The 21,410-nt window shown below is 75.1% G+C and carries 21 protein-coding genes and 2 pseudogenes; 13 read left to right on the top strand and 10 right to left on the bottom strand.

All coding sequences use genetic code 11. The features are described from left to right. Positions 1 to 66 precede the first annotated feature (66 nt). Positions 67 to 438 (bottom strand): SRPBCC family protein, encoded by a 372-nt coding sequence (locus tag QMQ26_RS32710; protein ID WP_282203781.1) that lies wholly within the window; start codon positions 436 to 438, stop codon positions 67 to 69. Between the two features lie 352 nt (positions 439 to 790). Between QMQ26_RS32710 and QMQ26_RS32705 the strand changes: the two genes are divergently transcribed. From QMQ26_RS32705 to QMQ26_RS32695, 3 genes are all read left to right on the top strand, one after another. After that, on the top strand, positions 791 to 1,618 hold the full coding sequence (locus QMQ26_RS32705; RefSeq protein ID WP_199527952.1) for an RNA polymerase sigma factor SigF: 828 nt from the start codon (positions 791 to 793) through the stop codon (positions 1,616 to 1,618). A 132-nt stretch (positions 1,619 to 1,750) separates the two neighbouring features. Next, entirely contained in the window at positions 1,751 to 2,119 is a 369-nt protein-coding gene (locus tag QMQ26_RS32700; RefSeq protein WP_100839160.1) for an STAS domain-containing protein, read from the top strand. 136 nt (positions 2,120 to 2,255) lie between these two features. Beyond that, a complete protein-coding gene (locus QMQ26_RS32695; RefSeq protein WP_282203780.1) occupies positions 2,256 to 2,723 on the top strand; it encodes an ATP-binding protein in 468 nt (155 codons plus the stop codon). A gap of 241 nt (positions 2,724 to 2,964) precedes the next feature. Here the strand turns inward: QMQ26_RS32695 and QMQ26_RS32690 are convergent, their stop codons facing one another. The 3 genes from QMQ26_RS32690 to QMQ26_RS32680 form a co-directional block, all read right to left on the bottom strand. Beyond that, the gene (locus QMQ26_RS32690; RefSeq protein ID WP_100839162.1) at positions 2,965 to 3,264 is read right to left on the bottom strand and encodes a WhiB family transcriptional regulator; all 300 of its coding nucleotides are present in this window, start codon (positions 3,262 to 3,264) and stop codon (positions 2,965 to 2,967) included. Between the two features lie 206 nt (positions 3,265 to 3,470). Then, on the bottom strand, positions 3,471 to 3,662 hold the full coding sequence (locus QMQ26_RS32685) for a hypothetical protein (RefSeq protein ID WP_100839163.1): 192 nt from the start codon (positions 3,660 to 3,662) through the stop codon (positions 3,471 to 3,473). Positions 3,663 to 4,109: 447 nt separating this feature from the next. Then, positions 4,110 to 5,063 carry an oxygenase MpaB family protein gene (locus tag QMQ26_RS32680; protein ID WP_282203779.1) on the bottom strand — a complete coding sequence of 318 codons (954 nt, stop codon included), beginning with the start codon at positions 5,061 to 5,063 and terminating at the stop codon, positions 4,110 to 4,112. A gap of 245 nt (positions 5,064 to 5,308) precedes the next feature. Here QMQ26_RS32680 and QMQ26_RS32675 point away from each other — a divergent pair, with 245 nt between their 5' ends. The 3 genes from QMQ26_RS32675 (at position 5,309) to QMQ26_RS32665 (ending at position 9,313) form a co-directional block, all read left to right on the top strand. Further along, on the top strand, positions 5,309 to 6,649 hold the full coding sequence (locus tag QMQ26_RS32675) for a hypothetical protein (RefSeq protein ID WP_282203778.1): 1,341 nt from the start codon (positions 5,309 to 5,311) through the stop codon (positions 6,647 to 6,649). Between the two features lie 103 nt (positions 6,650 to 6,752). Beyond that, the gene (locus QMQ26_RS32670; protein ID WP_282203777.1) at positions 6,753 to 7,982 is read left to right on the top strand and encodes an AAA family ATPase; all 1,230 of its coding nucleotides are present in this window, start codon (positions 6,753 to 6,755) and stop codon (positions 7,980 to 7,982) included. 20 nt (positions 7,983 to 8,002) lie between these two features. Next, positions 8,003 to 9,313 carry a vWA domain-containing protein gene (locus QMQ26_RS32665; protein WP_282203776.1) on the top strand — a complete coding sequence of 437 codons (1,311 nt, stop codon included), beginning with the start codon at positions 8,003 to 8,005 and terminating at the stop codon, positions 9,311 to 9,313. 96 nt (positions 9,314 to 9,409) lie between these two features. Here QMQ26_RS32665 and QMQ26_RS32660 read toward each other — a convergent pair. The 4 genes and pseudogenes from QMQ26_RS32660 to QMQ26_RS32645 all read right to left on the bottom strand — a co-directional run bounded on the left by QMQ26_RS32660 (position 9,410) and on the right by QMQ26_RS32645 (position 12,421). After that, positions 9,410 to 10,182: pseudogene (locus QMQ26_RS32660) on the bottom strand (5-oxoprolinase subunit C family protein). A 121-nt stretch (positions 10,183 to 10,303) separates the two neighbouring features. Then, entirely contained in the window at positions 10,304 to 10,984 is a 681-nt protein-coding gene (locus QMQ26_RS32655; protein WP_404814010.1) for a 5-oxoprolinase subunit B family protein, read from the bottom strand. A gap of 262 nt (positions 10,985 to 11,246) precedes the next feature. Next, positions 11,247 to 11,651, bottom strand: a complete 405-nt coding sequence (locus QMQ26_RS32650; RefSeq protein WP_282203775.1) for a DUF6114 domain-containing protein — start codon at positions 11,649 to 11,651, stop codon at positions 11,247 to 11,249. Between the two features lie 141 nt (positions 11,652 to 11,792). Further along, positions 11,793 to 12,421, bottom strand: a pseudogene (locus QMQ26_RS32645) (DUF6230 family protein). Between the two features lie 645 nt (positions 12,422 to 13,066). Here QMQ26_RS32645 and QMQ26_RS32640 point away from each other — a divergent pair. Then, entirely contained in the window at positions 13,067 to 14,056 is a 990-nt protein-coding gene (locus QMQ26_RS32640) for a hypothetical protein (RefSeq protein ID WP_282203774.1), read from the top strand. A gap of 163 nt (positions 14,057 to 14,219) precedes the next feature. Further along, a complete protein-coding gene (locus QMQ26_RS32635; protein ID WP_282203773.1) occupies positions 14,220 to 14,882 on the top strand; it encodes a Tat pathway signal sequence domain protein in 663 nt (220 codons plus the stop codon). Positions 14,883 to 15,002: 120 nt separating this feature from the next. Here QMQ26_RS32635 and QMQ26_RS32630 read toward each other — a convergent pair whose 3' ends face one another. Next, positions 15,003 to 15,614, bottom strand: coding sequence for a helix-turn-helix domain-containing protein (locus QMQ26_RS32630; protein WP_282206659.1), 612 nt, complete (start codon positions 15,612 to 15,614; stop codon positions 15,003 to 15,005). Positions 15,615 to 15,696: 82 nt separating this feature from the next. Between QMQ26_RS32630 and QMQ26_RS32625 the strand changes: the two genes are divergently transcribed. The 5 genes from QMQ26_RS32625 to QMQ26_RS32605 all read left to right on the top strand — a co-directional run bounded on the left by QMQ26_RS32625 (position 15,697) and on the right by QMQ26_RS32605 (position 20,988). After that, positions 15,697 to 17,364 (top strand): FAD-dependent oxidoreductase, encoded by a 1,668-nt coding sequence (locus QMQ26_RS32625; RefSeq protein ID WP_282203772.1) that lies wholly within the window; start codon positions 15,697 to 15,699, stop codon positions 17,362 to 17,364. Positions 17,365 to 17,529: 165 nt separating this feature from the next. Next, positions 17,530 to 18,003 (top strand): hypothetical protein, encoded by a 474-nt coding sequence (locus QMQ26_RS32620; RefSeq protein ID WP_100839173.1) that lies wholly within the window; start codon positions 17,530 to 17,532, stop codon positions 18,001 to 18,003. A gap of 96 nt (positions 18,004 to 18,099) precedes the next feature. Next, on the top strand, positions 18,100 to 18,885 hold the full coding sequence (locus QMQ26_RS32615) for an electron transfer flavoprotein subunit beta/FixA family protein (RefSeq protein WP_404814009.1): 786 nt from the start codon (positions 18,100 to 18,102) through the stop codon (positions 18,883 to 18,885). Positions 18,886 to 19,051: 166 nt separating this feature from the next. Next, positions 19,052 to 20,008: an electron transfer flavoprotein subunit alpha/FixB family protein gene (locus QMQ26_RS32610; RefSeq protein WP_282203770.1), complete on the top strand. Its 957-nt coding sequence runs from the start codon at positions 19,052 to 19,054 to the stop codon at positions 20,006 to 20,008. 143 nt (positions 20,009 to 20,151) lie between these two features. Further along, entirely contained in the window at positions 20,152 to 20,988 is an 837-nt protein-coding gene (locus QMQ26_RS32605) for a class I SAM-dependent methyltransferase (protein ID WP_282203769.1), read from the top strand. A 19-nt stretch (positions 20,989 to 21,007) separates the two neighbouring features. On the opposite strand, the gene QMQ26_RS32600 is transcribed toward QMQ26_RS32605, so the two are convergent. Next, positions 21,008 to 21,349 carry a DUF5713 family protein gene (locus tag QMQ26_RS32600; RefSeq protein ID WP_282203768.1) on the bottom strand — a complete coding sequence of 114 codons (342 nt, stop codon included), beginning with the start codon at positions 21,347 to 21,349 and terminating at the stop codon, positions 21,008 to 21,010. Positions 21,350 to 21,410 lie beyond the last annotated feature (61 nt).

Raw genomic sequence — 21,410 nt, 5'->3', positions numbered from 1 at the left:
CAGCAGGGCAGCACGCGCCGGCCAGGCACCCGGCAGGCGCCCGGCAGCCCGGCAGACACCGGGCGCTCAGGCCGCCATGTGCTGCCGGTGGCCTTCGACGTGCGCCTTGAAGGCGGCGAGTTCGTCTATGACCCGGCGGTCGGTGAAGCCGAGGCCCTCGACCAGGTGGTCCCACAGCCCGTGGGGCTCGGTGTCGAGCTGGAGCATCAGCCGGGTGGCCTGGTCGGTGGCGCGGTGGAAGGTGACCACGCCGGAGTGTCCGGGCAGGTCGGGGCCGCCGCTCCAGGCGATCCGGTCGGGCGGCAGCACCTCGGTCGCGGTGGCACCGCGCCCGGCCCCGCCGCGCATGCACTCCGGCAGCGGCGAGTAGTCGGTCCACTCGCGGTAGACGTCGCCGATCGGCGCGTCGATCTCGATGGATTCCTCGATCCGGCCCATGGATGTTCCCTCCTCCGCCGGGGTGCGGCCGCCGGGTGCGGTCCGCGTCCGAGGGCCGCTTGCCCCACCCGTCGCCACCTATGCGCGTTCAGTAGCCATTTCGGTGTGCAATGCTCTGAAGCCACCCCGGAATCACCCCCCGGCACCACCCGGCGTATCCTTCACCGAACCTTCACACATGCGGTAGGCATGGTCGGCGATCGGCCGGGTACCCGGGGACGGACCGGCCGGAGACGAGGAAAGGACTGGCATCCCCGTGCCCACTGATGAGCTTCTCCTGACTGCCCCTGTAGAGGCCCCCTCCGACCACGCCAGGTCGGACGATCCCACCGGATCGTTCGCCCCGGCCTCGATGCCCACTCCCGTTCGCCTCCCCGGGCTCGACCCGGCGCTGCTCGCCGACCCGGCGAACACCACCCCGGCCGACGCCCGCGAGCTGACCAGGGTGCTGCTGCGCCGGCTGGCCCGCCTGGAGGAGGGCACCCGGGAGTTCAGCTACGTCCGGAACACCCTGATCGAATTGAACCTGACCCTGGTCCGGTTCGCGATCCGGCGTTTCGGCCACAGCAAGGAGCCCTACGACGACCTGATGCAGGTCGGCTCGGTCGGCCTGATCAAGGCGATCGACCGGTTCGACCCCGAGCTGGGCGTCGAGTTCACCACGTACGCGGTCCCCACCATCGTCGGTGAGATACGCCGCCACTTCCGGGACACCACCTGGTCCGTGCACGTGCCGCGCCGCCTCCAGGAGCTGCGCCTGGACCTGGCGAAGGCGCAGGACGCGCTGGCCCAGACCCTGGACCGGGAGCCGACCGTCGCCGACCTCGCCGAGTACCTCTCGATCTCCGAGGAAGACGTGATCGAGGGTCTGGCCGCCGCGAACGCGCACACCGCCGGATCGCTCGACCTGACCTCCCCGGGCGAGGGCGACGGGCAGCAGCCCGCCGAGCGCCTCGGCCAGGTGGACGGCCGGTTCGCGCTGGTGGAGAACCTCGTCGCGCTGAAGCCGCTGATCGCCCAGCTCCCCGAGCGGGACCGGCAGATCCTGGCCATGCGGTTCAGCGAGGACCTCACCCAGTCGCAGATCGGCGCCCGCCTCGGGCTGTCCCAGATGCACGTGTCCCGCCTGCTGTCCCGCACCCTGGCCCGGCTCCGCACCGGCCTCGACGCGACCAACTGACAGGCACGTCAACTCTCGTTGTTGCGGCGGCCCCCGCCGTCCGCACCGACCACACCGGGCACCCCGTCTCGACCGACACGCCCGACAGTGCGTAAGGTCGAGGCAGATCGGTCGAGAGGGAACAGGACGAGGATGCCAGCCGAGAACATGCCCGTGGCCCCCCTGGCGGTCGATGTGTGGCGTACGCCCTCCAGAGCAGCCGTGTGCGTGCTCTCCGGCGACCTGGACATCGAAACCCTGACCCCCGCTCGGGAGGCGCTCGACCTATTGGTCGCCGAGCGCCCCCCGGCGCTGGTCGTCGACCTGGGGCGGGTCGATTTCTGTGACTCGTCCGGATTGAACCTGCTGCTCCAGACCCGGATGGCGGCCGCCGACAGGGGGCTGTCCTTCCACCTGGCGGCACTCTCCGGATCGGTCCGACACCTGCTCGAACTAACCGGCGCGAAGGCGGTGTTCACTATCCATGAAAGCGTGGACGCCGCCCTCGCGGCAGACAGCTGACCGGCCCCTCCCGGGCCGCCGGCCACCTGCTGTATCCGTACCGTCGGCCGCACCGGGCATAATCCGGACGCGGCCGGGAAACCGACCCGTGAGAGCAAGCTGTGAGAGCGCCGTCGAGAACGAAGGGAACCCGCACGTGACACCGAGCCGGGGCACCCTGGACGGCGACCGTCCGGACGCGGGGGCGGCGCTGCCCCCCGGCGGGCAGCGCCGACGCCTGCGACTGGCGGGCGTTCCGCGCCCGGTGGCCCGGGCCCGGGGGTTCACTGCCGAGGCACTGGGCGACTGGTCGTGGTCCACGCCGCCCGACCCGGACCTCGCCGAGGACGTCGTCCTGCTGGTCGCCGAACTGGTCGGCAACGCGATGCTGCATGCCGGCGGCCCGCTGGAGCTGGTCCTCCACGCGACGCCCGACCGGCTGCGGATCGAGGTCAGCGACGCGTCCGAGGTCCTACCCGAGCTGCGCACCCCGCACCGTCCCGGTCTGCCCGGCGGACACGGGCTGTACATCGTGGAGCGCACCGCCGACCGCTGGGGCGCGGACCGGCACTCCCAGGGCAAGTCCATCTGGGCGGAGATCGACGCCACCCGGCTGCTCGCGTAGCCCCACCCCGGGCCCACCCGCCCGGGTCCGCACCACCCGCACCTCGTGCAGCGCACGCGTCCAGTCGTGACGCCGCGCGGAACGGAGGCGGTCCCCGTTCGTTCCGGGGACCGCCTCCGTTCCGCGTCTGTGTGTCTCCGCGCCTGTGCGTCTCTGTGGTCGCTGTGTCCGAGCGCCCGGACGTCGGAGCGCCCGCACCCCGGGACATTCTCGGGGGGCGGGCGCTCCGACGTTCGGGCGCTCAGCCGGCGTAGGCGCGGTTGCGCCGCCTGCGGCGCAGCATGCCGCGCCGTTCCTCCTCGGTGCAGCCGCCCCACACGCCGTAGCGTTCGCGGGCGGCCAGCGCGTGCAGCAGGCAGCGTTCGCGGACGGGGCAGCGGGCGCAGACGGCCTTGGCCGCGCGGTCGCGGTCGTCGTGGGCCTGGCCGCGTTCCCCGGCGGGGTGGAAGAACAGCTGGGAGTCGGCGCCGCGGCAGGCCCCGGCGAACTGCCAGTCCCACTCCTCCTCGAGGGCACCGGGCAGGCGCGAGATCACGGTCATCGGATGCTCCTTCCGTCGGACGGTCGGATCAACGGTTGGACAGATGGACGGATGAACGGATGTCCTGTCCGTCTAACCGCGATCCGCCGACCGAAGCCCCCGGGCCGGAAGCACCCGGACCGGAAGCACCCGGACCACCGCTCCCCGACCGCCGCCCCGCCCGGCCGTGCGGCTCCGCCCCCGGCTCGCCCCTGGCCGGGCCGGGGTCAGCCCTCTTCGGGCTCGGGCGGCGTGGAGACCGGGACGGCGAACTCGGGACCGTCCTCGGGAGTCTTCTCGGCCTCGTCCGGCGGCGGCGCGCCCTCGGCGGTCATCCGGGCCTCCGGAGTCTCGGTGGGCGGCCACTCGTCGGCCGGCGCGCCCTCGTGGCTCCCGTGGTGGGTGTGCTGCTGCGTCATGCTCTCTCCCGCGGGTTCGTCTCGGCCCCCCGTTCCTCCATCCTGGCCCTCGGGGCGCGCCGATGCCCGGCCCGGCGGGCACCGGTGTGTCGGGCGCGCCACGGGGTGCGGGACCGGGCCGGGCCGGTGTCGGCTGGCGGGTTCGGCGGGGACGGGGCACGGTGGATGGGAGACGTCGTGCACCGTCGTGAGAGGAGAGGCCATGTCGTCGAAGCGCCGCCGCAAGAAGAAGGCCCGCGCGAGGCGCGGAGCGAACCACGGCCGTCGGCCCCAGTGCTGACCGCCTCACGCCCCGCACCGACCGTCGCCGCCGACCACTGACGACGCCGAAGCGGCCGCCGCACCGGAACCCCAGCCCCGGTGCGGCGGCCGCTTCTCCGCGTTCTTCCGTCCTCCCCCGCGTTCTTCCGTCCTCCCCGCGTCTTCCGTGTGCCCCGGCAACCGCCGTCAGCCGCGGGCCGCGTCCGTCCGGACGACGGGGGTCCCGGTGGCCCGGGCCGTGGCGGCGGCGCGGATCGGGGACAGCCCGCAGGCCCAGACCATGACCGCGCCGAGCAGTCGGGCCGACGGGCGGTCCCAGAGCCGGCGCACGGCCCAGGGGCGGTGGATGCCGAGCGCGCGGCGGGCCCGGGCGGGCAGCAGGCCGACGGCCGCGTTGGTGAGGACCCGGACGGCCAGGCGTTCGCGCCGGGTCCGGCCGAAGGCGCGCAGCAGGGCGACGGCCTCCAGCGCCTCCGGGGTGGCCCGCAGCGCGCCGCGCACCTCGGCCAGGTAGCGGGCGAGTCCGGCGCGTGAGACGGGTACGCCGTCCGCGCCCAGGAGTTGGCCGATCTGCGCGACCTCGGCGAGGTAGTCGTCGCACTCCGGCCCGCTCAACTTCGCTCCCCCGGCGAAGACCTGGTACCCGGCCAGGAAGCAGGAGGTCTCGGCGGTGTGCACCCAGCACAGCAGGTCGGGGTCGTCGGCCCGGTACGGGCGGCCCTCGGCGTCGCGGCCGCGGACGTAGCCGTGGACGCGGCGGACGGCCGCGATCGCGGCTTCGGCGGCGGCGGAGGAGCCGAGCGTGGTGGTGGAGACGAAGCGGGCGGTGCGGTTCAGCCGTCCGACCGGATCGGTGCGGTAGTCGGAGTGTTCGGCGACGGCGCGCATCGCCACGGGGTGCAGCGACTGGAGCATCAGGGCGGCGAACCCGCCGACCAGCATCCCGGCCGGGTGCCCGTGCACCCGCCACACCACGCTGTCGGGCCCGAACAGCCCGGGGTCGCCGGGCGGCCGGTCGTAGCGCTCCAGGTGCAGGTCGGCGCCGTGCACCGTGGAGTTGATCTCGCGCAGCAGCCTGTGCCGCAGCGCCTCCACCGGCCGTCGCCATCCGCCGCCCGGGGCGATCCGCCCGGCTGTCACCCGTCCGTCCGCGACCCGCCCGTCCGTCATCCCGCACCGCCGTTCCCGGTCCGCCCGGGCCGCTCTCCGGCCCCTCGCCGCCACCCTACGTCGGGGTGGTGCGCGGGCGGGACGGTCGGGGAGGAAGCGGGTGCGGCGAGTGGGACGGGCGGAGAACGGGGCTGACAGACCGCCGGATCGCGGCTACCATCGGCGGCGATGACTACTCATGGATTGGAGGTCCCGTCCTTCCGAAGTGAGTGCTGATGCACGACACTTCCCTCCTGGACGAGGACACTCGCCACAGCTTCTGGTCGCGCGTCCGGCGTTTCGCCGTTCCCCCGGCCATGATCGAGACCGCCACCGCCCGCCGTGCGCTGGGCGATTGGGGCGGAGCCTGCGCGGCGGCCGGATGCGATCCGGGCTTCGAGCTGCGCGCCGTCTCCCGGGCGTACGGGTCCGAGCTGGCCGGACGGCTCCGGGCCGATCTGCGGCACCTGGCCCCCGACCTGCTGCGCTGGCACCTGCCGCGGGTCGCCCCGGACGGGCTGCTGCGGCCCGGGCTGACGCTGACCCTGGCCCGCTATCCGCGCGACGGGGACGCGGCGCCGCTGCACCTGGTGGCCCGGACGGCACCCGGCCACGCGGCGGCGGCCCAACGCGTCACCCTGGCGCTGTGGGACGCCGACGCCCGCCCGGCCGCACGGGCCCGACCGCGCCCCGACCCGCGCTTCCGCCTCGACCTGCACCGGCACCTCTGGGACGCCCACCGCGCCCCCGAACTCGCCGCTCGCACCGCAGCGCTGACGGAACACCAGTTCGCCTACCCGGCCTGGGAGTTCGAGGCCAGACTGGTGCGCGCGGCGGACGGACTGCCCGACGGCGCACCCGTGGCGGTACGGCTCGGCCACCGGCGGCACCTGCTGCTCGGCGCACCCACGCCACCGGACGCGCCCGCGGAGGTGCTCCGCGTCCCGCGCGGCCACCCCGTGCTGCCGGACGCCGCCACCTGGACGCCGCCCGACCTGCTGCTGCTCCGCGCGGGGCTGATCGGGCCGGACGCGCTGCACCCGCTGGTGGCCGCCGCGCTCGCCCCCGGCCGCCGGCCCGACCGGCCCGAACCGGTGGGCGAGGGCGGGACGTTGACGGTGGAGTGCCGGGGCGTGCCGCACCGGATCGCGGTGGTCGACGGGGTGCTCGTACCGCTCGACCACGCCCCGGAGCAACTGCGGCGCGAAGAGGCACTGGTGGCGTTCGGCGGGCCGCCGCTGCCCTGCCTGCGGGCGATCGACCGCGCGCACCGGCAGCCGGAGGACCTGGACGGCATCCGGCAGCGGCTGCTGCACGGCGACCGCGCCGGGGCACTCACCGCCGTGCGCCGACTGCTGGGCGCGGAGGCCGTCCTGCGCGAGGGCCCGCTCGCCGAGACGCTGGACGGCGACGTCCACCGGCGGCTGGCGGGCAGCCTGTACGCGGCCGGGTTCGAACGCGGGCACGGCCGCTTCGGGGCCGTCCCCGTCCCCGTACCCGTCGCCCCGCGCCCGCACGGCCGCCCGCACCGGCGGCATCCCCGCGTCCCGCCGAAGCCGCCGCTGCGGCCCTGGTAGGACCGTCCGCTCCGGCACTGCACGCCCGGCGGGCACGCCGCGGCCACCGCTCCGCGCCCCGGGCTCCCCTTCTCCCGTCCCTCGACCCCCAGGTGAATCACCCATGCCTTCTTCCACTGCTGCCACTTCGCCCCAACTCGCCCTCGCCGACCGGCTGCTGGGCCTCCTGAAGGAGTCCGTCACCGAGCCCCGCCAGAACCTCCAGGTCGAGGCGCTGACCCTCGCCGTCGCCGCCGACCTGCCAGTGCTGCTGTGGGGGGAGCCGGGCATCGGCAAGACCGCCGCGCTGACCCAACTCGCCACCGAACTCGACCTGCCGCTCACCACGGTGATCGCCAGCGTCCACGAGCCGTCCGACTTCTCCGGGCTGCCGGTGATCGGCGACGACCCCGCCGCGCAGGGCGTGCCGCTGGCGCCGCCGGACTGGGCGGTGCGGCTGGTCCGGCAGGGCCGCGGACTGCTGTTCCTCGACGAGTTGTCGACCGCCCCGCCGGCCGTGCAGGCCGCGCTGCTGCGCCTGGTCCTGGAGCGCCGCATCGGCGCGCTGCAACTCCCGCCGGGGGTGCGGATCGTGGCGGCGGCCAACCCGCGCGCCTCGGCCGCCGACGGCTGGGAGCTGAGCGCCCCGCTGGCCAACCGCTTCGTCCACCTGGACTGGGTGCACGACGCCGAGGTGGTGGTGCGCGGCCTCGGCGGCGTGTGGCCGCGCGCCGAGCTGCCCCGGCTCGATCCCGAACGGCTGTCCGCCGCCGTCGAGTTCGCCCGGCGCGCGGTGTGCGGGCTGCTCACCGTCCGGCCCGAGCTGACCCACCGGCTGCCCAGCGCCGAGACCAGGCGCGGCCGGGCCTGGCCGTCGCCTCGCAGCTGGGAGATGACCATGCGGCTGCTGGCGTTCGGCTCGGCGGCCGGTTCCTCCCGCGAGGTGCTGTCACTGCTGGTGCGCGGCACCGTCGGCGACGGGCCCGGACTCGAACTCCTGGCCGGCGTCGACCGGATGGACCTGCCCGCGCCCGAGGACCTGCTCGCCGACCCGGACTCCGCCGTGCTGCCCCGGCGCGGCGACCTGCGGCAGGCCGCCCTGGACGGCGTGGTGGCCGCCGTCCGCTCCCGACCGACCCGTGAACGCTGGGACGCCGCCTGGGTGTTGATGGCCCGGGCGTTGGAGAGCAGCCCGCCGGACGTGCTGGTGGTGCCGGTGACCACGCTCGCCGCGCTGCGCCAGGACGCCTGGGAGGTACCGGAGTTGATCGACCGCTTCGCGGGCGCGCTCCAGGTCTCCCGCCGGGCCGACCGCTCGGTCGCCCGGGCCTCCGCCGGCACGGGCCGCCGATGAGCGCGCCGAAGGACACGCCGATGGGCACAGCGCGGAACACGCCACGGAGCACGCCGCGAAACACGTCGCGAAACACGTCGCGGAGCGCACCGGGGAGCGCGCCCCTGCGGCTGGACACCGAGAAGCTGTTCGCGGCCCGGCTGCACGCCGTCCGGGCCCGCCCGTACCTGGCGACGGCGCTGTTCGCCCTGCACGTGGTGGAGTCGACCCGGGTGCCGACCATGGCGGTGGACCGGCACTGGCGGTGCTACGTCTCGCCGCGCTTCGTCGAGCGCACCCCGGAGGAGGAACTGGCCTCGGTCTGGGTGCACGAGGTCTCGCACCTGCTGCGCGACCACGCCCGGCGCGGCGACCGGCTGCTGCGCGCGATCGACCGCGAGGGGCCCGCCGCCCGGTTGCAGGTCAACCTGGCCGCGGACTGCGAGATCAACGACGACGCGTTCGGCGACGGCCTGGTCCGGATTCCCGGCGCGGTCTACCCGGACGACCTCCGCCTGCCCGAGGGCCGGCTGATGGAGGACTACGCGCGGCAGTTCTCCGTCAGCACCCAGTACCAGCACCTGGTGTGGCTGGAGTGCGGCAGCGGCGCGGACGGGCGGGAACGGGAGTGGGATCTCGGCCCGGACGGCGCGCACGGCCTGAGCGAGCAGGAGCGCGACCTGGTCCGCTTCCGGGTCGCCCAGGGCATCACGGCCCACCCCGGCGAGGCCCCGGCGGGCTGGCGGCGCTGGGCCGAGGAGGTGTTCCACCCGCCGCAGCCGTGGCGGCAGTTGCTCGGCGCGGCGATCCGCTCCACGATGGCTTCGGCGGGCGCCGGCGAGGACTACAGCTACGGCCGCCCGGCCCGCCGTTCGACCGGCCTGCCCAAGGTGGTGCTGCCCTCGCTGCGCCGCCGCCCGCCCCGGGTCGCGGTGGTCGTCGACACCTCCGGCTCGGTCAGCGACAGCGAGTTGGGCTCCGCGCTGCTGGAGACCGCGGCGATCCTGCGGGCGCTGGGCGGACGGCGCGACCTGGTCTCGGTGATCTCCTGCGACGCCGCCGCCCGGGTCGCCCGGCAGGCCGCCGCCGACAGCGGCTGGACCCTGATCGGCGGCGGCGGCACCGACCTGCGCAGCGGGTTCACCACCGCGCTGGGCCGGCGCCCCGCCCCCGACGTCGTGGTCGCCCTGACCGACGGCCAGACCCCCTGGCCCAGCACCCCGCCGCCCTGCCGCACCGTCGTCGGCCTGTTCCCCCGCGCCCGCCCCCGCCGCACCACCGACGACGAGGACGACCCCGACTACACCCCGGACGCCCCGCCGCACTGGGCGAAGGTGGTCACCCTCGGCTGACCCGCCCGGCCCACTCCCCGCGAAGCCCAGGGCATAGGGCCCAGGGCGCAGAGCACAAGGCGCAGAACCCGGAGCTCGGCCTCGGGGCCCGAGGGCTCAGGCCGGGCGGAAGCGCAGCGTGTCGCCGGGGCGGGCCTGCCCGGCCGCGTCGAGGTCGGCGCGGCGGACCACCGCGATGACCGGGTACCCGCCGGTGACGGGGTGGTCGGCGAGGAACAGGATGGGCCGCCCGGACGGCGGCACCTGCAGCGCGCCGGCCACCATGCCCTCGGAGGGCAGTTCACCGCCCCGGGCCCGTTCCAGCGCGGGCCGTCCAGGCGCATGCCGACCCGGTCGCTGTCGCCGGTCACGGTGTACGGCTCGCCGTACAGGGTGCGCAGCGCGGCGGCGGTGAACCAGTCGTCGCGCGGCCCGGGGATCACGTGCAGCAGGACGGGGTCGGACGGTTCGCGGCGCGGGGCGTGCTCGGCGGCGGGCCAGCCGGTGGCGGCGGTGCCGACGGGCAGCAGCCGGCCGGCCGTCAGGCGGGCGGGGCCGAGGCCCGCGAGGGTGTCGGTGGAGCGGGAGCCGAGGACGGCGGGGACGTCCAGCCCGCCGCGGACGGCGAGGTAGACGCGCAGGCCGCGCCCGGGCGTACCTAGCCGCAGCCGGGCTCCGGCGGGCACCGTGAACGGGGTGTTCCCGGCGACCGGCCGGTCGGCCGCCCAGGCCGGGCAGTCGGCCCCGGCGAGGGCGCAGGTGGCGGTCCGGCCGAACTCCAACTCGACGCCGCCCAGCGGCATTTCGAGCCCGGCCGCGTCCTCGGGGTTGCCGACCAGCCGGTTGGCGAGCCGCAGCGCGCCCCGGTCGGCGGCTCCGGACCGCCCCACCCGAGCGCTGCCAGCCCGGGGCGTCCCAGGTCCTGCACGGTCGCCCCGTACCCGGCCCGCACCACCAGCAGCAGCCCGGCCCGGCCGCCGTCGGCGTCCTGCGCCGATCCGGCGTCCCCGTTCACGGGCGGTTCCCTTCGTTCCCGGTCCCCTCGACCGCGACGAAGCGCACGGAGGTGCCGGGGAGCAGCCGGGTGGGCGGGTCGGCGGCGGTGTCCCAGAGCGGGAGGTCGGTGGTGCCGAGCAGTTGCCAACCGCCGGGCGAGGTGCGGGGGTAGACGCCGGTGTACTCGTCGGCGACGGCGACCGCGCCGGTGGGGACGCGGGTGCGGGGCTCGGCGCGACGGGGCACCCGCAGCCGCGGGTCGAGGCCGGTGAGGTACGCGAAGCCGGGGGCGAAGCCGCAGAACGCGACGCGGTACTGCCCGGCGGTGTGGCGCTCGACGACCTGCTCCTCCGTCAGGCCGGCCAGCCGGGCGACTTCGGCCAGGTCGGGGCCGTCGTAGCGGACGGGGATCAGCACGGCCCCGGCGGCCCCGGCCGGTGGCGCGTCGCGCAGCGGCAGCGCGGTGACGGCGGCGCGCAGGCGCTGCCAGTCGGTCGCGGCCGGGTCGTAGCGGACCAGGACGGTGCGAGCGGCGGGGACGAGTTCGCCGACGCCGGTGGGCGGGGCGTCGCGCAGGGCGGCGTGCAGCCGCTGGACCTGTTCGGCGTCCTCGGCCTCGACCAGGACGGCGTCGCTGCCGCACCGCAGTACCCGCACCGCACCCGTCCCGTCCGCCGCGTTGTTCCGCCTGTTCACCGGCCGTCAGTCGCCCAAGGTACCAAGCCGCGGGCTGTCGTCGGCACGTACCCGGACACCCGGCACGCCCCCCTGACGCCCGACGCGCGTCCCGGACGCCCGGCACTCGTCCCGGACACCCGGCGCGCCCGGCGCGCCCGGCGCGCCCGGCACGGGCGGTGCGCGGGAAAGGCCCGGCCGCGGCCCCCGCCCGCTCGGTGTGCGGGGGCCGCGGCCGGGGCGCCCGACGGTGGCCACGCTCCTCCGCCGGGCGCCTCCCCGGTCAGGCCGGGGTGGCTTCGCGTTTCGCTTCCCGGCGCAGCGCCCGGCGGCGCCGGGGCTGGTCGGGGAGCCAACCGAAGGCGAGGCTGCTGCCGATCAGGCCGAGCAGCAGGCCGATGAAGAAGCCGCCGAGGTTGGAGGTGATCCAACTGCCGAGGGTGGCGAGGACGGCAAGCACGGAGTAGAAGACCCGTTGGACGGGGTGGAAGATGAGGAGCAGTCCGCAGAGCACCATGAGGGTGGGGATGACGTAACCGGCCAGACCGAGCATGCCGATGCGGATGACCATGCGCATCGGGGCCTTCTCGGTGAACAGGATCTCGGCACCGGCGAGCACGATCAGCAGGCCGCCCCAGAACGGGCGGCGTCCGCGCCAGCCCGCGAAGCCGCGCGGGGCGGGTGGCACCGCGGCGGCCTCGGTGGGGGCGTGCCGTGGGTGGCGGCCGCTTCGGCGGAAGCATGGGCCGGGGCCGGAACAGGGGCGGGGGCGGTGTCGGCGGGCCGGGCGGCCGTGGTGTCGGTCGCCCGGTCCGGTGCCGGTCCGGGCTCAGCAGCCATCGCCGCTGAAGCTGAGGTGCATGTTGGGCAGACGGAAGGTGCCGGCGGTGGTGGCGTAGTTCTGCTGCCGGAAGTGGTCGACGGCCACGGTGTCGCCCTGCTGGCCGAACATTCCGGGCGGACCGGCCACGCCGCCCTTGTCGAAGGTGCTGGCGTCACGGCCGACTTCGAGGTTCTTGAACTCGGCGTCACCGCTCATCAGGTCGGAGTCGGTGGTGAGGTTCTCGGCGGTGACGGGGTGCCCTTGTCGCCGGCCGTGATCAGCAGGTTGATGCCGCCCAGGTTGACGCTCTGGCAGAGCTTGGTCAGGGACGCCTGCTTCACCACGGTCTGGATCAGGAACAGCTGGCCGCCGGTGTCGCCGGCGTTGGGGCTGTTCTCGATCATGTTGTCGAGGGTGCCGAACTGCTCGAACCCGGTGCCGTCCAGCTTGTCGGCGGTGACCTCGAAAGCCATGCCGGAGATGGCGAACTGGGTGGCCAGGACGTTCTGCGCGGTCAGGGTCACCAGGAGGCCGGCGGTGACGCAGGCCGGTACCGCCATCAGTGCGGCGCGGCGCAGTCGGACCCGGCCGCGCCCGGTCGAGGTGGCGGCGGATTGTTCTGCGGAGGGTGCCATGGAGGGCTCCTGAGGGTCGGGTGGGGGATGCGCAGCCCGGCGGCGGTGAGGGCCTGGCGTGGGTGGGTGCGATGCGCCAACTGTGGTGCGTGGCAGTGAAGTTGACGATCTTTCTCATAACCGGCGGGCTGACTGGAAGTTACCCCGGGGTACATGGCGGGTCAATACTTCGCGCACCGTCCGGGATTTCCCGAACTACAGTCAACTCATGTTATTGGTGGGGCAGTTGGAGACCAGTGACAAGCGAACTCCGCTCACCTTCCTTCCAACTTCCGCCCTTCTGCTTGACGTTGACCCGGCAGGACGCCTAGAACTTGGCGGGTACCCGGCGGTAACCCCGGCGTAACAGCCGTGCCCACCGGGTCGTTCTCGCTCCGGTCCCGGCGCACTCCCCGTACGGAGGCGCCGCGCTCCCGGTACGGCGGACCGCTCCGGCGCAACGGTGGCAGTCGTGCGCCCTCGGCCCGGTCGCTCGTGGCGTCGAGCGCCCTGTGATCCCCAGCCCAGCCCGTCCCCGCCCCGTCACGCTCCGGCACGCCCGGCACACCCCGCCACGCCCCACCCGGCACCCCTCACCCCGGCACGCCCCACCCCGGCACGCCTTGCCTCGCCACGCCCTGCCCCCTGCCGTCAGGAGTCCCCGCCATGCGCGCCAGCTCGCCCACCCCCGCCGCCTCCGCCCCCACAGCCACCGCCACGGCAACAGCCGCCCCCGGCGCGTCCCGCCGCCGGCGCCGCCGCCTACTGCCGTCCGCCGCCGCCCTGGCCGGTGCCGCGCTGCTGGCCGGTGTCACCCCGGCCTCCGCCGCCACCGCGGCCGCGCCCGGCGCGCCGTACACCGGCATGGGCAACTGTCCGCTCTCCGCGCCCGCCATGCACAACCCGGAGAACCTCCAGGTCGGCTGCCTGGTGTCGGTGACCAACGCCGGGAAATTCACCCTCGGCAGCACCGTGGTGCCGTTCAACTCGCCGATCACGCTGCAGTTCGGCTTCTACTGGGACAAGTCCGCGCCGGAGGTGTCGTTCCCGGACGGCAGCAGCGCCAACCAGTACACCGTGGTGCCGCCCACCGGCGCGCCGCTGCTCAGCGCGCCCATGGTGCAGATCAACATCCCGGGCATCCAGAACTTCCTCCCGGGCATCACCAGCGTCTTCGCCCAGGTGGAACTCGCTGGCCCCGTCACCAAGTTCACGCCGCTGGCGACCGGCGAGCCGTACCCGGTGTTCCAGCTGCCGATCAAACTGCACCTGTACAACGCGCTGTTCGGCGCGCACTGCTACATCGGCTCGGACTCCGCACCGATGCTGCTCAAGCCCACCACCGGCGCGACCGCCTCCACCCCGCCGATGACCGGCGACCCGGGCACCCTCGACTACACCCCGGACCCCAACGGGCACAACGCGCTGGTCATTTCGGAGAACAACGCCTCGCTGGTCGACAACACCTTCGCGGTGCCCGGCGCCAACGGCTGCGGCCTGCTCGGCTCGCTGAACCAGATCATCAACTGGACGATGGGCCTGCCCGCCGCACCCGGCAAGGACGCGGTGAGCTTCCAGCAGACCAACGCGTCCTTCGTCCTGGACACCGACATCGCCGACCTCACCGCCGCGCTGAGCGGCAGTGCCATGCACTGACTGTCCGTCATCCTGCTCCGCCCCCAACGGAGTTGAACGGTTCCGTCACCCGTCCCCCACGAACCCGTGCCCGTCCCGTCCCCAGCGCGGGGCCCGCACGCGCTCCGGCGACCGCGCCGGGGCAGCTCCGTCCGCTCCGCCCCACCCACCGGAAGGAACCCTCATGCGCAACCGCCTCTCCGCCGGCATCGCCGCCCTCACCGCCGCCGGCGCCCTGCTCGTCCTCCCCGCCGTCCCGGCCGGCGCGGCGGGCAGCACCCCGGTGCTGACCATCGCCGGTACCAGCACGGCCGTCGGGGTCGGCGACACCCTGGCCGCGAACCTGGTCAGCGGCACCTTCGCCACCATGTACAACCCGGGCACCACCACCGGCGTCAAGTGCTCCACCTCCACCATCGGCGGCAGCGTGGCCGTCAACCCGCTCGCCACCGGCTCCGCCACCGCCTCCGGCCCGGTCGGCACCCTGACCTTCGCCGGCTGCACCTCCAACGTCACCGGCGTCACCGGCGTGAACAGCCTGACCATGAGCAACCTGCCCTACACCCTGAGCATCTCCGACTCGGCCGGGTTCCCGGTCAGCCTGACCGGGACGATCCAGGCCGCCGTCAACCTCAAGACCCTGGCCGGCAACGCCCTGTGCACCTACTCCTCGACCGGCGGCGCGCTCAACGGCAACGCCACCAACACCCCGCCGAAGATCACCATGACCAACCAGCCGTTCACCAAGCTGTCCGGCCCGAGCATCTGCTTCGCCAGCATCAACTTCTCGGCCGCCTACGGCCCGGTCACCGACACCACCCTGGGCGGCACGGTCTTCGTCAACTGACCCCGCCGCACCGCACCACCGCCTCACCGCAGGTCCGGACGCCGCGCCCACCCCCTCGGGCGCGGCGTCCCCCCGCACGTCGTCCCGTCCTGTCGCACCGGGCCGGGCCGCGCCGCGCCGTCAGCCCGCCGCCCGTCCGGCCCGCTCGGCCCGCTCGGCGGTCCTGGCCCGCACGTGCACCCGCTCCCCCTGCGGGCCGAACAGGCTCAGGAACTCCACCGGCACCCGCCCCGCGTTGGTGAACAGGTGCGGCGTCCGGGTGTCGAACTCCGCGGCCTCGCCCGCCTTCAGCACCGCCTCGTACTCGCCCAGTTTCAGCAGCAGTTCCCCGGAGAGCACGTACAGCCACTCGTGGCCCTCGTGGGTGCGCTGCTCGCAGTTCTCCCGGCTGTCGCCGACCGGGACGACGATCTTGTACGCCTGCATGCCGCCGAGGCTGCGGGCCAGCGGCAGGTACGTCCAGCCGTGCCGGACGAACGGGCGCAGCCGCACCCGGGGGTCGCCGGTGGGCGGCGCGTCGACCAGTTCGTCCAGGGCCACGCCGTGCGCGCGGGCCAGCGGCAGCAGCAGTTCCAGGGTCGGGCGCCGCCCGCCGGACTCCAGCCGGGACAGCGTGCTGACCGAGATGCCGGTCTGCTCGCTCAGTTGCGCCAGGGTGGTGCCGTGCTGCTGCCGGATCACCCGCAGCCGGGGGCCGACGCCGGTCAGCACCGCCTCGAAGTCCTCGCCCATCACCGTGCTCCTCTCCACCCCTCCATTTGCCACCTCAGCAACATTGTTTGTCAATCCGGCGAACGCGGCGCACCATCGAGCCATGACCACGACGCACCCGCACCCGCACCCCCGCCCCGCCCGCCACCACGACGTGCTGATCGTCGGAGGCGGCGCCGCCGGACTCAGCGGCGCCCTCACCCTGGCCCGGGCCCGCCGCTCCGTCCTGGTCGTCGACGCGGGGCGTCCGCGCAACGCCCCGGCCGAGGGCATCCACGGCCTGCTCGGCCGCGAGGGCCTGCCGCCGGCCGAGCTGACCGCCCTTGGCCGGGCCGAAGTCGCCTCGTACGGAGGCGAGTTCCACGACGCCGAGGTGCTCTCCGTGGCCCGCGAGGAGGACGGCAGCTTCCGCGCCGAGCTGTCGGACGGCACCGCCGTGCACGCCCGCCGCCTGCTGCTGACCACCGGCACCACCGACCTGCTGCCCGAGCTGCCCGGCCTGGCCGAGCGCTGGGGGCGCCAGGTGGTGCACTGCCCGTACTGCCACGGCTGGGAGGTCCGCGACCGGAAGATCGCCGTGCTGGCGACCAACCCGGCGGTGGCCGTCCACCAGGCGCTGCTGTGGCGGCAGTGGAGCGGCGACGTCACCCTGCTCGCGCACACCGCCGCGCCGTCCGGCGAGCAGCCGTCCGAGGAGCGGCCGTCCGGCGAGCGAGCCTCCGACGGGCAGCCGTTCGACGAGCGGCAGCGGCGCGAGCTGGCCGCCCGCGGGGTGCGCGTGGTGCCCGGCGAGGTCGTCGCGCTGCTGCCCGAGGACGGCTCCGCCGAGCTGACCGGGGTCCGGCTGGCCGACGGCACCGTGATCGACTGCGCGGCGCTGGCCGTCGGCACCGAGATGACCGTGACCGCGCCGTTCCTGGCCGAGCTGGGTCTGGCGGTCACCGACCTGGACTTCGGGGGCGTCCGGTTCGCCACCCGGCTGGCCACCACCGACCCGACGGGCGCCACCGGCGTCCCCGGCGTCTGGGCGGCGGGCAACCTGACCGACCCGGCCGCCCAGGTCGCGATCGCCGCCGCGGACGGGCTGCGGGCGGGCGCGGCGATCAACGCCGACCTGGTCGCCGAGGAGACCCGCCTCGCCGTCGACGCGGTCGAGTTCTGGGAGAAGCGGTACGGCGAGAGCGAGCAGGTCTGGAGCGGGCGCCCGAACGCCTCGCTGACCGTGCAGGCCACCGGCCTGGAGCCCGGTCGGGCGCTGGACCTGGGCTGCGGCGAGGGCGGGGACGCGATCTGGCTGGCCGAGCGGGGCTGGCGGGTCACCGCCGTCGACATCTCGCGGGTCGCGCTGGAGCGGGCCGCCGCCCGGGCCGCCGTCGCGGGCGTCGCCGACCGGATCGACTGGCAGCGCGTCGACCTGGCGCACGCCTTCCCGTCCGGCGCGTACGACCTGGTCTCCGCGCAGTTCCTGCACTCCCCCGCCGAGTTCCCGCGCGACCGGGTGCTGCGCCGGGCCGCCGCGGCCGTCGCCCCCGGCGGCACCCTGCTGATCACCAGCCACGCCGCACCGCCCGTCCGGCACGACAACCCGCACCCCGACCTGCACCTGCCGACCCCCGAGGAGATGCTCGCCGCGCTCCAGCCGGCCCCCGGCGAGTGGACCGTCGAGCTCGCCGAGGAGCACGCCCGGCACGACCACCCCGGGCACCCCGTCACCGACCCGGACGCCCGCCCGCACCGCGATTCCACCCTCCGCCTGCGCCGCAAGGGCTGAGCCCCTCGCCCGTCCCCGCCCCGGGGCCGCCGCCGTGCCCGACCGCACCCGGCGGCCCCGCCGCACATGCCCTGAGCGCCCGGGGCACCCGCGCCGCGGACCCGCCCGGCGGGTTGGCCCGGCCGCCTGACGAACCTGACGCACCGCCAGACCTATGATCGCGGCGTGCCCGCTCTCCGCAAGGCCCTGGCCGACCACGAGGACGCGCTGCTGCGCCTGCTGTCGACCGCCTTCCGGGTCGCCGCCGTCCTGCTGCTGCCCTGGATCGTCGAACTCGCCCTGACCGTCCGGGGCCGGTTCGGGGCCCGCAACCTCTCCAACGCCTGGGTCTGGTTCGACCTGCTGGAGGCCGCCGCCCTGCTGCTGCTCGCCGCCCTGGTCCGCCGCCGCCACCGCGCCACCAGCCCGATCGCCTCCGCGACCGCCGTCCTGCTCGGCACGGACGCCTTCTTCGACCTCTGGTCCGCCCACCGCGGCGAGGCGTTCCGCACCGCCGAGGTCCTCGCCTACGCCGCCGAACTCCCCAGCGCCGCCCTGCTCGCCGCGCTCTCCTGGTACTCCCTGCGCTGGGCCGCCGACCTCCGCCCCGCGCCCGTTCCCGCCGCCGCCCGTCGCCCGGTGCCGCCCGCTGGGAACTGAGTCCCCCCTCACACCCCCACGGGAGTGGATACATGGCACGGAGTGTGGTCTAGTGGGGGTACTCAGTTCCCTCCCGCGTGAAAGGACAAGGTGGCCGTGAGCTTGAGGATCGTTGTCTGTGTGAAGTACGTGCCCGACGCGACCGGTGACCGTCGCTTCGCGGACGATGCCACCACCGACCGGGAGGGCGTGGACGGCCTCCTGTCGGAGCTGGACGAGTATGGCGTCGAGCAGGCGCTGCGGATCGCGGCGGCCAACGAGGGCGCCGAGGTGACGGTGCTGACGGTGGGCCCGGACGACGCGAAGGACGCGCTGCGCAAGGCGCTGTCGATGGGCGCGGACAAGGCCGTGCACGTCAACGACGACGACATCCACGGCACGGACGCGCTCGGCACCTCGGCGATCTTGGCGGCGGCGCTGGAGAAGACCGGCTACGACCTGGTGGTGTGCGGCATGGCCTCCACCGACGGCACGATGGGCGTGCTGCCCGCGCTGCTGGCCGAGCGCCTGGGCGTGCCGCAGGCCACGCTGCTGTCCGAGGTCGCGGTGGCCGGCGGCAGGGTGACCGGGCGCCGGGACGGCGACAGCGCCACCGAGCAGGTCGAGGCGGCGCTGCCCGCGGTGGTCTCGGTCACCGACCAGTCCGGCGAGGCCCGCTACCCCTCCTTCAAGGGCATCATGGCCGCGAAGAAGAAGCCGGTGCAGTCGCTGGACCTGGACGACCTGGGCATCGACGCCGACACCGTCGGCCTGGCCGGCGCCTGGAGCCGGGTCGAGGACGTCACCGCCCGCCCCGCCCGCACCAAGGGCGTCATCGTGACCGACGAGGGCCAGGGCGGCAAGCAGCTCGCCGCCTACCTCGCCGAGCAGAAGTTCATCTGACCGGCCGCGCCACCGCGCCCCGCCCGGCGGTCGCCCCGAGCCCGCGCCGCTCGCCCGGCGACCGCCCCGGCCGCACCCCCGCGCCGATGAACAGCGCCGCCGTGCACACCTGCACCCGGCGGCCCGTCACACCCGTTCTTCCACGCATCCCCAGGAGCAACCGACCATGACCGAGATCCTGGTCCTCGTCGACCACGTCGACGGCGCCGTGCGCAAGCCCGCCCTCGAACTGCTGACCCTCGCCCGCCGCCTGGGCACCCCCGCCGCCGTCGTCCTGGGCGCCGGGCCCGCCGCGGCCGGCATCGCCGCCAAGGCCGCCGAGTACGGCGCCGCCACCGTCTACACCGCCGACGCCGAGGAGTTCACCTCCCAGCTGGTGGTCCCCAAGGTCGACGCGCTGACCCAGATCGCCAAGGACACCGGCGCCACCGCCGTCCTGCTCACCTCCTCCGGCGAGAACAAGGAGATCGCCGCCCGCACCGCCCTGCGCCTCGGGTCGGGCCTGATCACCGACGCCGTCGACATCGAGCAGGGCCAGAGCGGCCCCGTCGCCACCCAGTCGGTGTTCGCCGCCTCCTTCCAGGTCAAGTCCACCGTCACCACCGGCGCCCCCGTCATCACCGTCAAGCCCAACAGCGCCGCCCCCGAACCCGCCCCCGCCGCCGGCACCGTCCAGGACGTCACCGTCGCCCTGAGCGGCAACGCCGCCACCGTCACCTCCCGCACCCCCCGCGTCTCCACCGGCCGCCCCGAACTCACCGAGGCCGCCATCGTCGTCTCCGGCGGCCGCGGCGTCGGCGCCGCCGACGGCTTCTCCGTCGTCGAGGACCTCGCCGACGCCCTCGGCGCCGCCGTCGGCGCCTCCCGCGCCGCCGTCGACGCCGGCTGGTACCCCCACAGCAGCCAGGTCGGCCAGACCGGCAAGCAGGTCTCCCCCCAGCTCTACGTCGCCGCCGGCATCTCCGGCGCCATCCAGCACCGCGCCGGCATGCAGACCAGCAAGACCATCGTCGCCGTCAACAAGGACCCCGAAGCCCCCATCTTCGAACTCGTCGACTACGGCGTCATCGGAGACCTCTTCACCGTCCTCCCCCAGCTCACCGACCAGGTCAAGACGGGCTGACGCCCCGTCGACCGCCCCGCCCGGCCCGAAGGGCGCGACCGCTCCGGTCGCGCCCTTCGGCGTTCCCCCGCCGCCCGCGGCGGGCCGGGCTCCGGACCCGTCCGACTATGATCGTCCGCCCACCACCGGAACGAGGGGGACCCATGCCGCGGACCGCACCGCCGACCACCGCTTTCGACGCCAACGAGCGCACCGCCTGGGCCGGGCACGGCGCCGTCTACGCCGCCTCGTTCGGCCGGCTCTGCGCCCGCCCCGTGGAACGGCTCCTCGACGCGGCGGGCGTGTCCGCCCGGGACCGGGTGCTGGACGTCGGAACGGGGCCGGGCACCGTCGCCGCGGCGGCGGTGGCCCGTGGCGCCCTGGTCACCGCCGTCGACGCCGAACCGAGCATGCTCGCACTCGTCCGCCGCGACGTCCCGCAGGCCCGGAGCGAACTCGCCACCCTCCCCGAACTCCCCTTCCCGGAAGGCGAGTTCCACGCGGTGGTGGCCAACTTCGTGCTCAACCACGTCGGTCGGCCGCTGCTCGCGCTCGCCGAACTGCGGCGGGTGCTGCGCCCGGGCGGGCGGCTCGCCCTGACCATCTGGTCGGGCAGCCCCGCCCCGGGCCAGACGCTGATCCCGCGCGCCCTGCAGGCGGCCGGCGCGGCCCGCCCGGCGCACCTCGGGCCGCTCGACCCGGCCGACGACTTCGACCGCACCCCGGACGGCCTGGCCGGGCTGCTCACCAGCGCCGGACTGCGCGAGGCCCACGGCAGCACCGTCGACTTCGATCACGCCACCACCCTGGACGAGTGGTGGAGCGGCCCGGCGGCCGGTGTCGCCACCATCGGGCTGACCCTGCTCGCCCAGCCGCCCGCCGTCCGGGAGGCGGCCCGCCGCCACTACGAGCGGCTCGCCGAGGAGTACCGGACCGACCCGGCGGCCCCGGACGCCCTGCTGCTCCCGCACCGCGCCCTGCTGGCCTCCGCCGTCCGCTGAACCGCGCCCGCCCGCCGCCTCACCACTCGCGGGGGTCGACCAGCTCCTCCAGGTCGGCCTCCGGGAAGCCGTACGCCTGGGCGAGGTGGTCGAAGTCCGCGGCGATCGCCTCGCGCGCGACCGTCTCGATCTCGCTGCCGACCTCGTGGAATTCCTCCGCCAGCAGGTTGAACTGCTCGGTCGCGGCGTGCGTCAGCTCGTACAACTCGTCGAGCCCGCGCGGCGGTCGGCCCTCGATCCGCTCGCACAGCGCGTGCAGGATGTCGCCGCCCTTGGCCACCAGGTGCGCCGGGTAGTACCCGTCCCCGCGCATCGGGCCCAGGAACTCGTACCCCGCCATCCGCTCGTTGGTGATCGCCATGCCGCCGCTCCGTCCGCTGGGGAATCCTCCCGGCCGATGATGCCCCCGGCCACTGACAGTC

It is taken from the genome of Kitasatospora fiedleri (assembly GCF_948472415.1).
Taxonomy (GTDB): Bacteria; Actinomycetota; Actinomycetes; order Streptomycetales; family Streptomycetaceae; genus Kitasatospora; species Kitasatospora fiedleri.
The sequence above is the reverse complement of the archived record's forward strand: the minus strand, read 5'-3'. Positions and strand labels throughout refer to the sequence as shown.

Coding starts and splice junctions, on each gene's coding strand:
- QMQ26_RS32710 (WP_282203781.1), bottom strand. CDS start 438: ATGGGCCGGATCGAGGAATCCATCGAGATCGACGCGCCGATCGGCGAC.
- QMQ26_RS32705 (WP_199527952.1), top strand. CDS start 791: ATGCCCACTCCCGTTCGCCTCCCCGGGCTCGACCCGGCGCTGCTCGCC.
- QMQ26_RS32700 (WP_100839160.1), top strand. CDS start 1,751: ATGCCAGCCGAGAACATGCCCGTGGCCCCCCTGGCGGTCGATGTGTGG.
- QMQ26_RS32690 (WP_100839162.1), bottom strand. CDS start 3,264: ATGACCGTGATCTCGCGCCTGCCCGGTGCCCTCGAGGAGGAGTGGGAC.
- QMQ26_RS32685 (WP_100839163.1), bottom strand. CDS start 3,662: ATGACGCAGCAGCACACCCACCACGGGAGCCACGAGGGCGCGCCGGCC.
- QMQ26_RS32675 (WP_282203778.1), top strand. CDS start 5,309: ATGCACGACACTTCCCTCCTGGACGAGGACACTCGCCACAGCTTCTGG.
- QMQ26_RS32670 (WP_282203777.1), top strand. CDS start 6,753: ATGCCTTCTTCCACTGCTGCCACTTCGCCCCAACTCGCCCTCGCCGAC.
- QMQ26_RS32665 (WP_282203776.1), top strand. CDS start 8,003: ATGGGCACAGCGCGGAACACGCCACGGAGCACGCCGCGAAACACGTCG.
- QMQ26_RS32640 (WP_282203774.1), top strand. CDS start 13,067: ATGCGCGCCAGCTCGCCCACCCCCGCCGCCTCCGCCCCCACAGCCACC.
- QMQ26_RS32635 (WP_282203773.1), top strand. CDS start 14,220: ATGCGCAACCGCCTCTCCGCCGGCATCGCCGCCCTCACCGCCGCCGGC.
- QMQ26_RS32630 (WP_282206659.1), bottom strand. CDS start 15,614: ATGGGCGAGGACTTCGAGGCGGTGCTGACCGGCGTCGGCCCCCGGCTG.
- QMQ26_RS32625 (WP_282203772.1), top strand. CDS start 15,697: ATGACCACGACGCACCCGCACCCGCACCCCCGCCCCGCCCGCCACCAC.
- QMQ26_RS32610 (WP_282203770.1), top strand. CDS start 19,052: ATGACCGAGATCCTGGTCCTCGTCGACCACGTCGACGGCGCCGTGCGC.
- QMQ26_RS32605 (WP_282203769.1), top strand. CDS start 20,152: ATGCCGCGGACCGCACCGCCGACCACCGCTTTCGACGCCAACGAGCGC.
- QMQ26_RS32600 (WP_282203768.1), bottom strand. CDS start 21,349: ATGGCGATCACCAACGAGCGGATGGCGGGGTACGAGTTCCTGGGCCCG.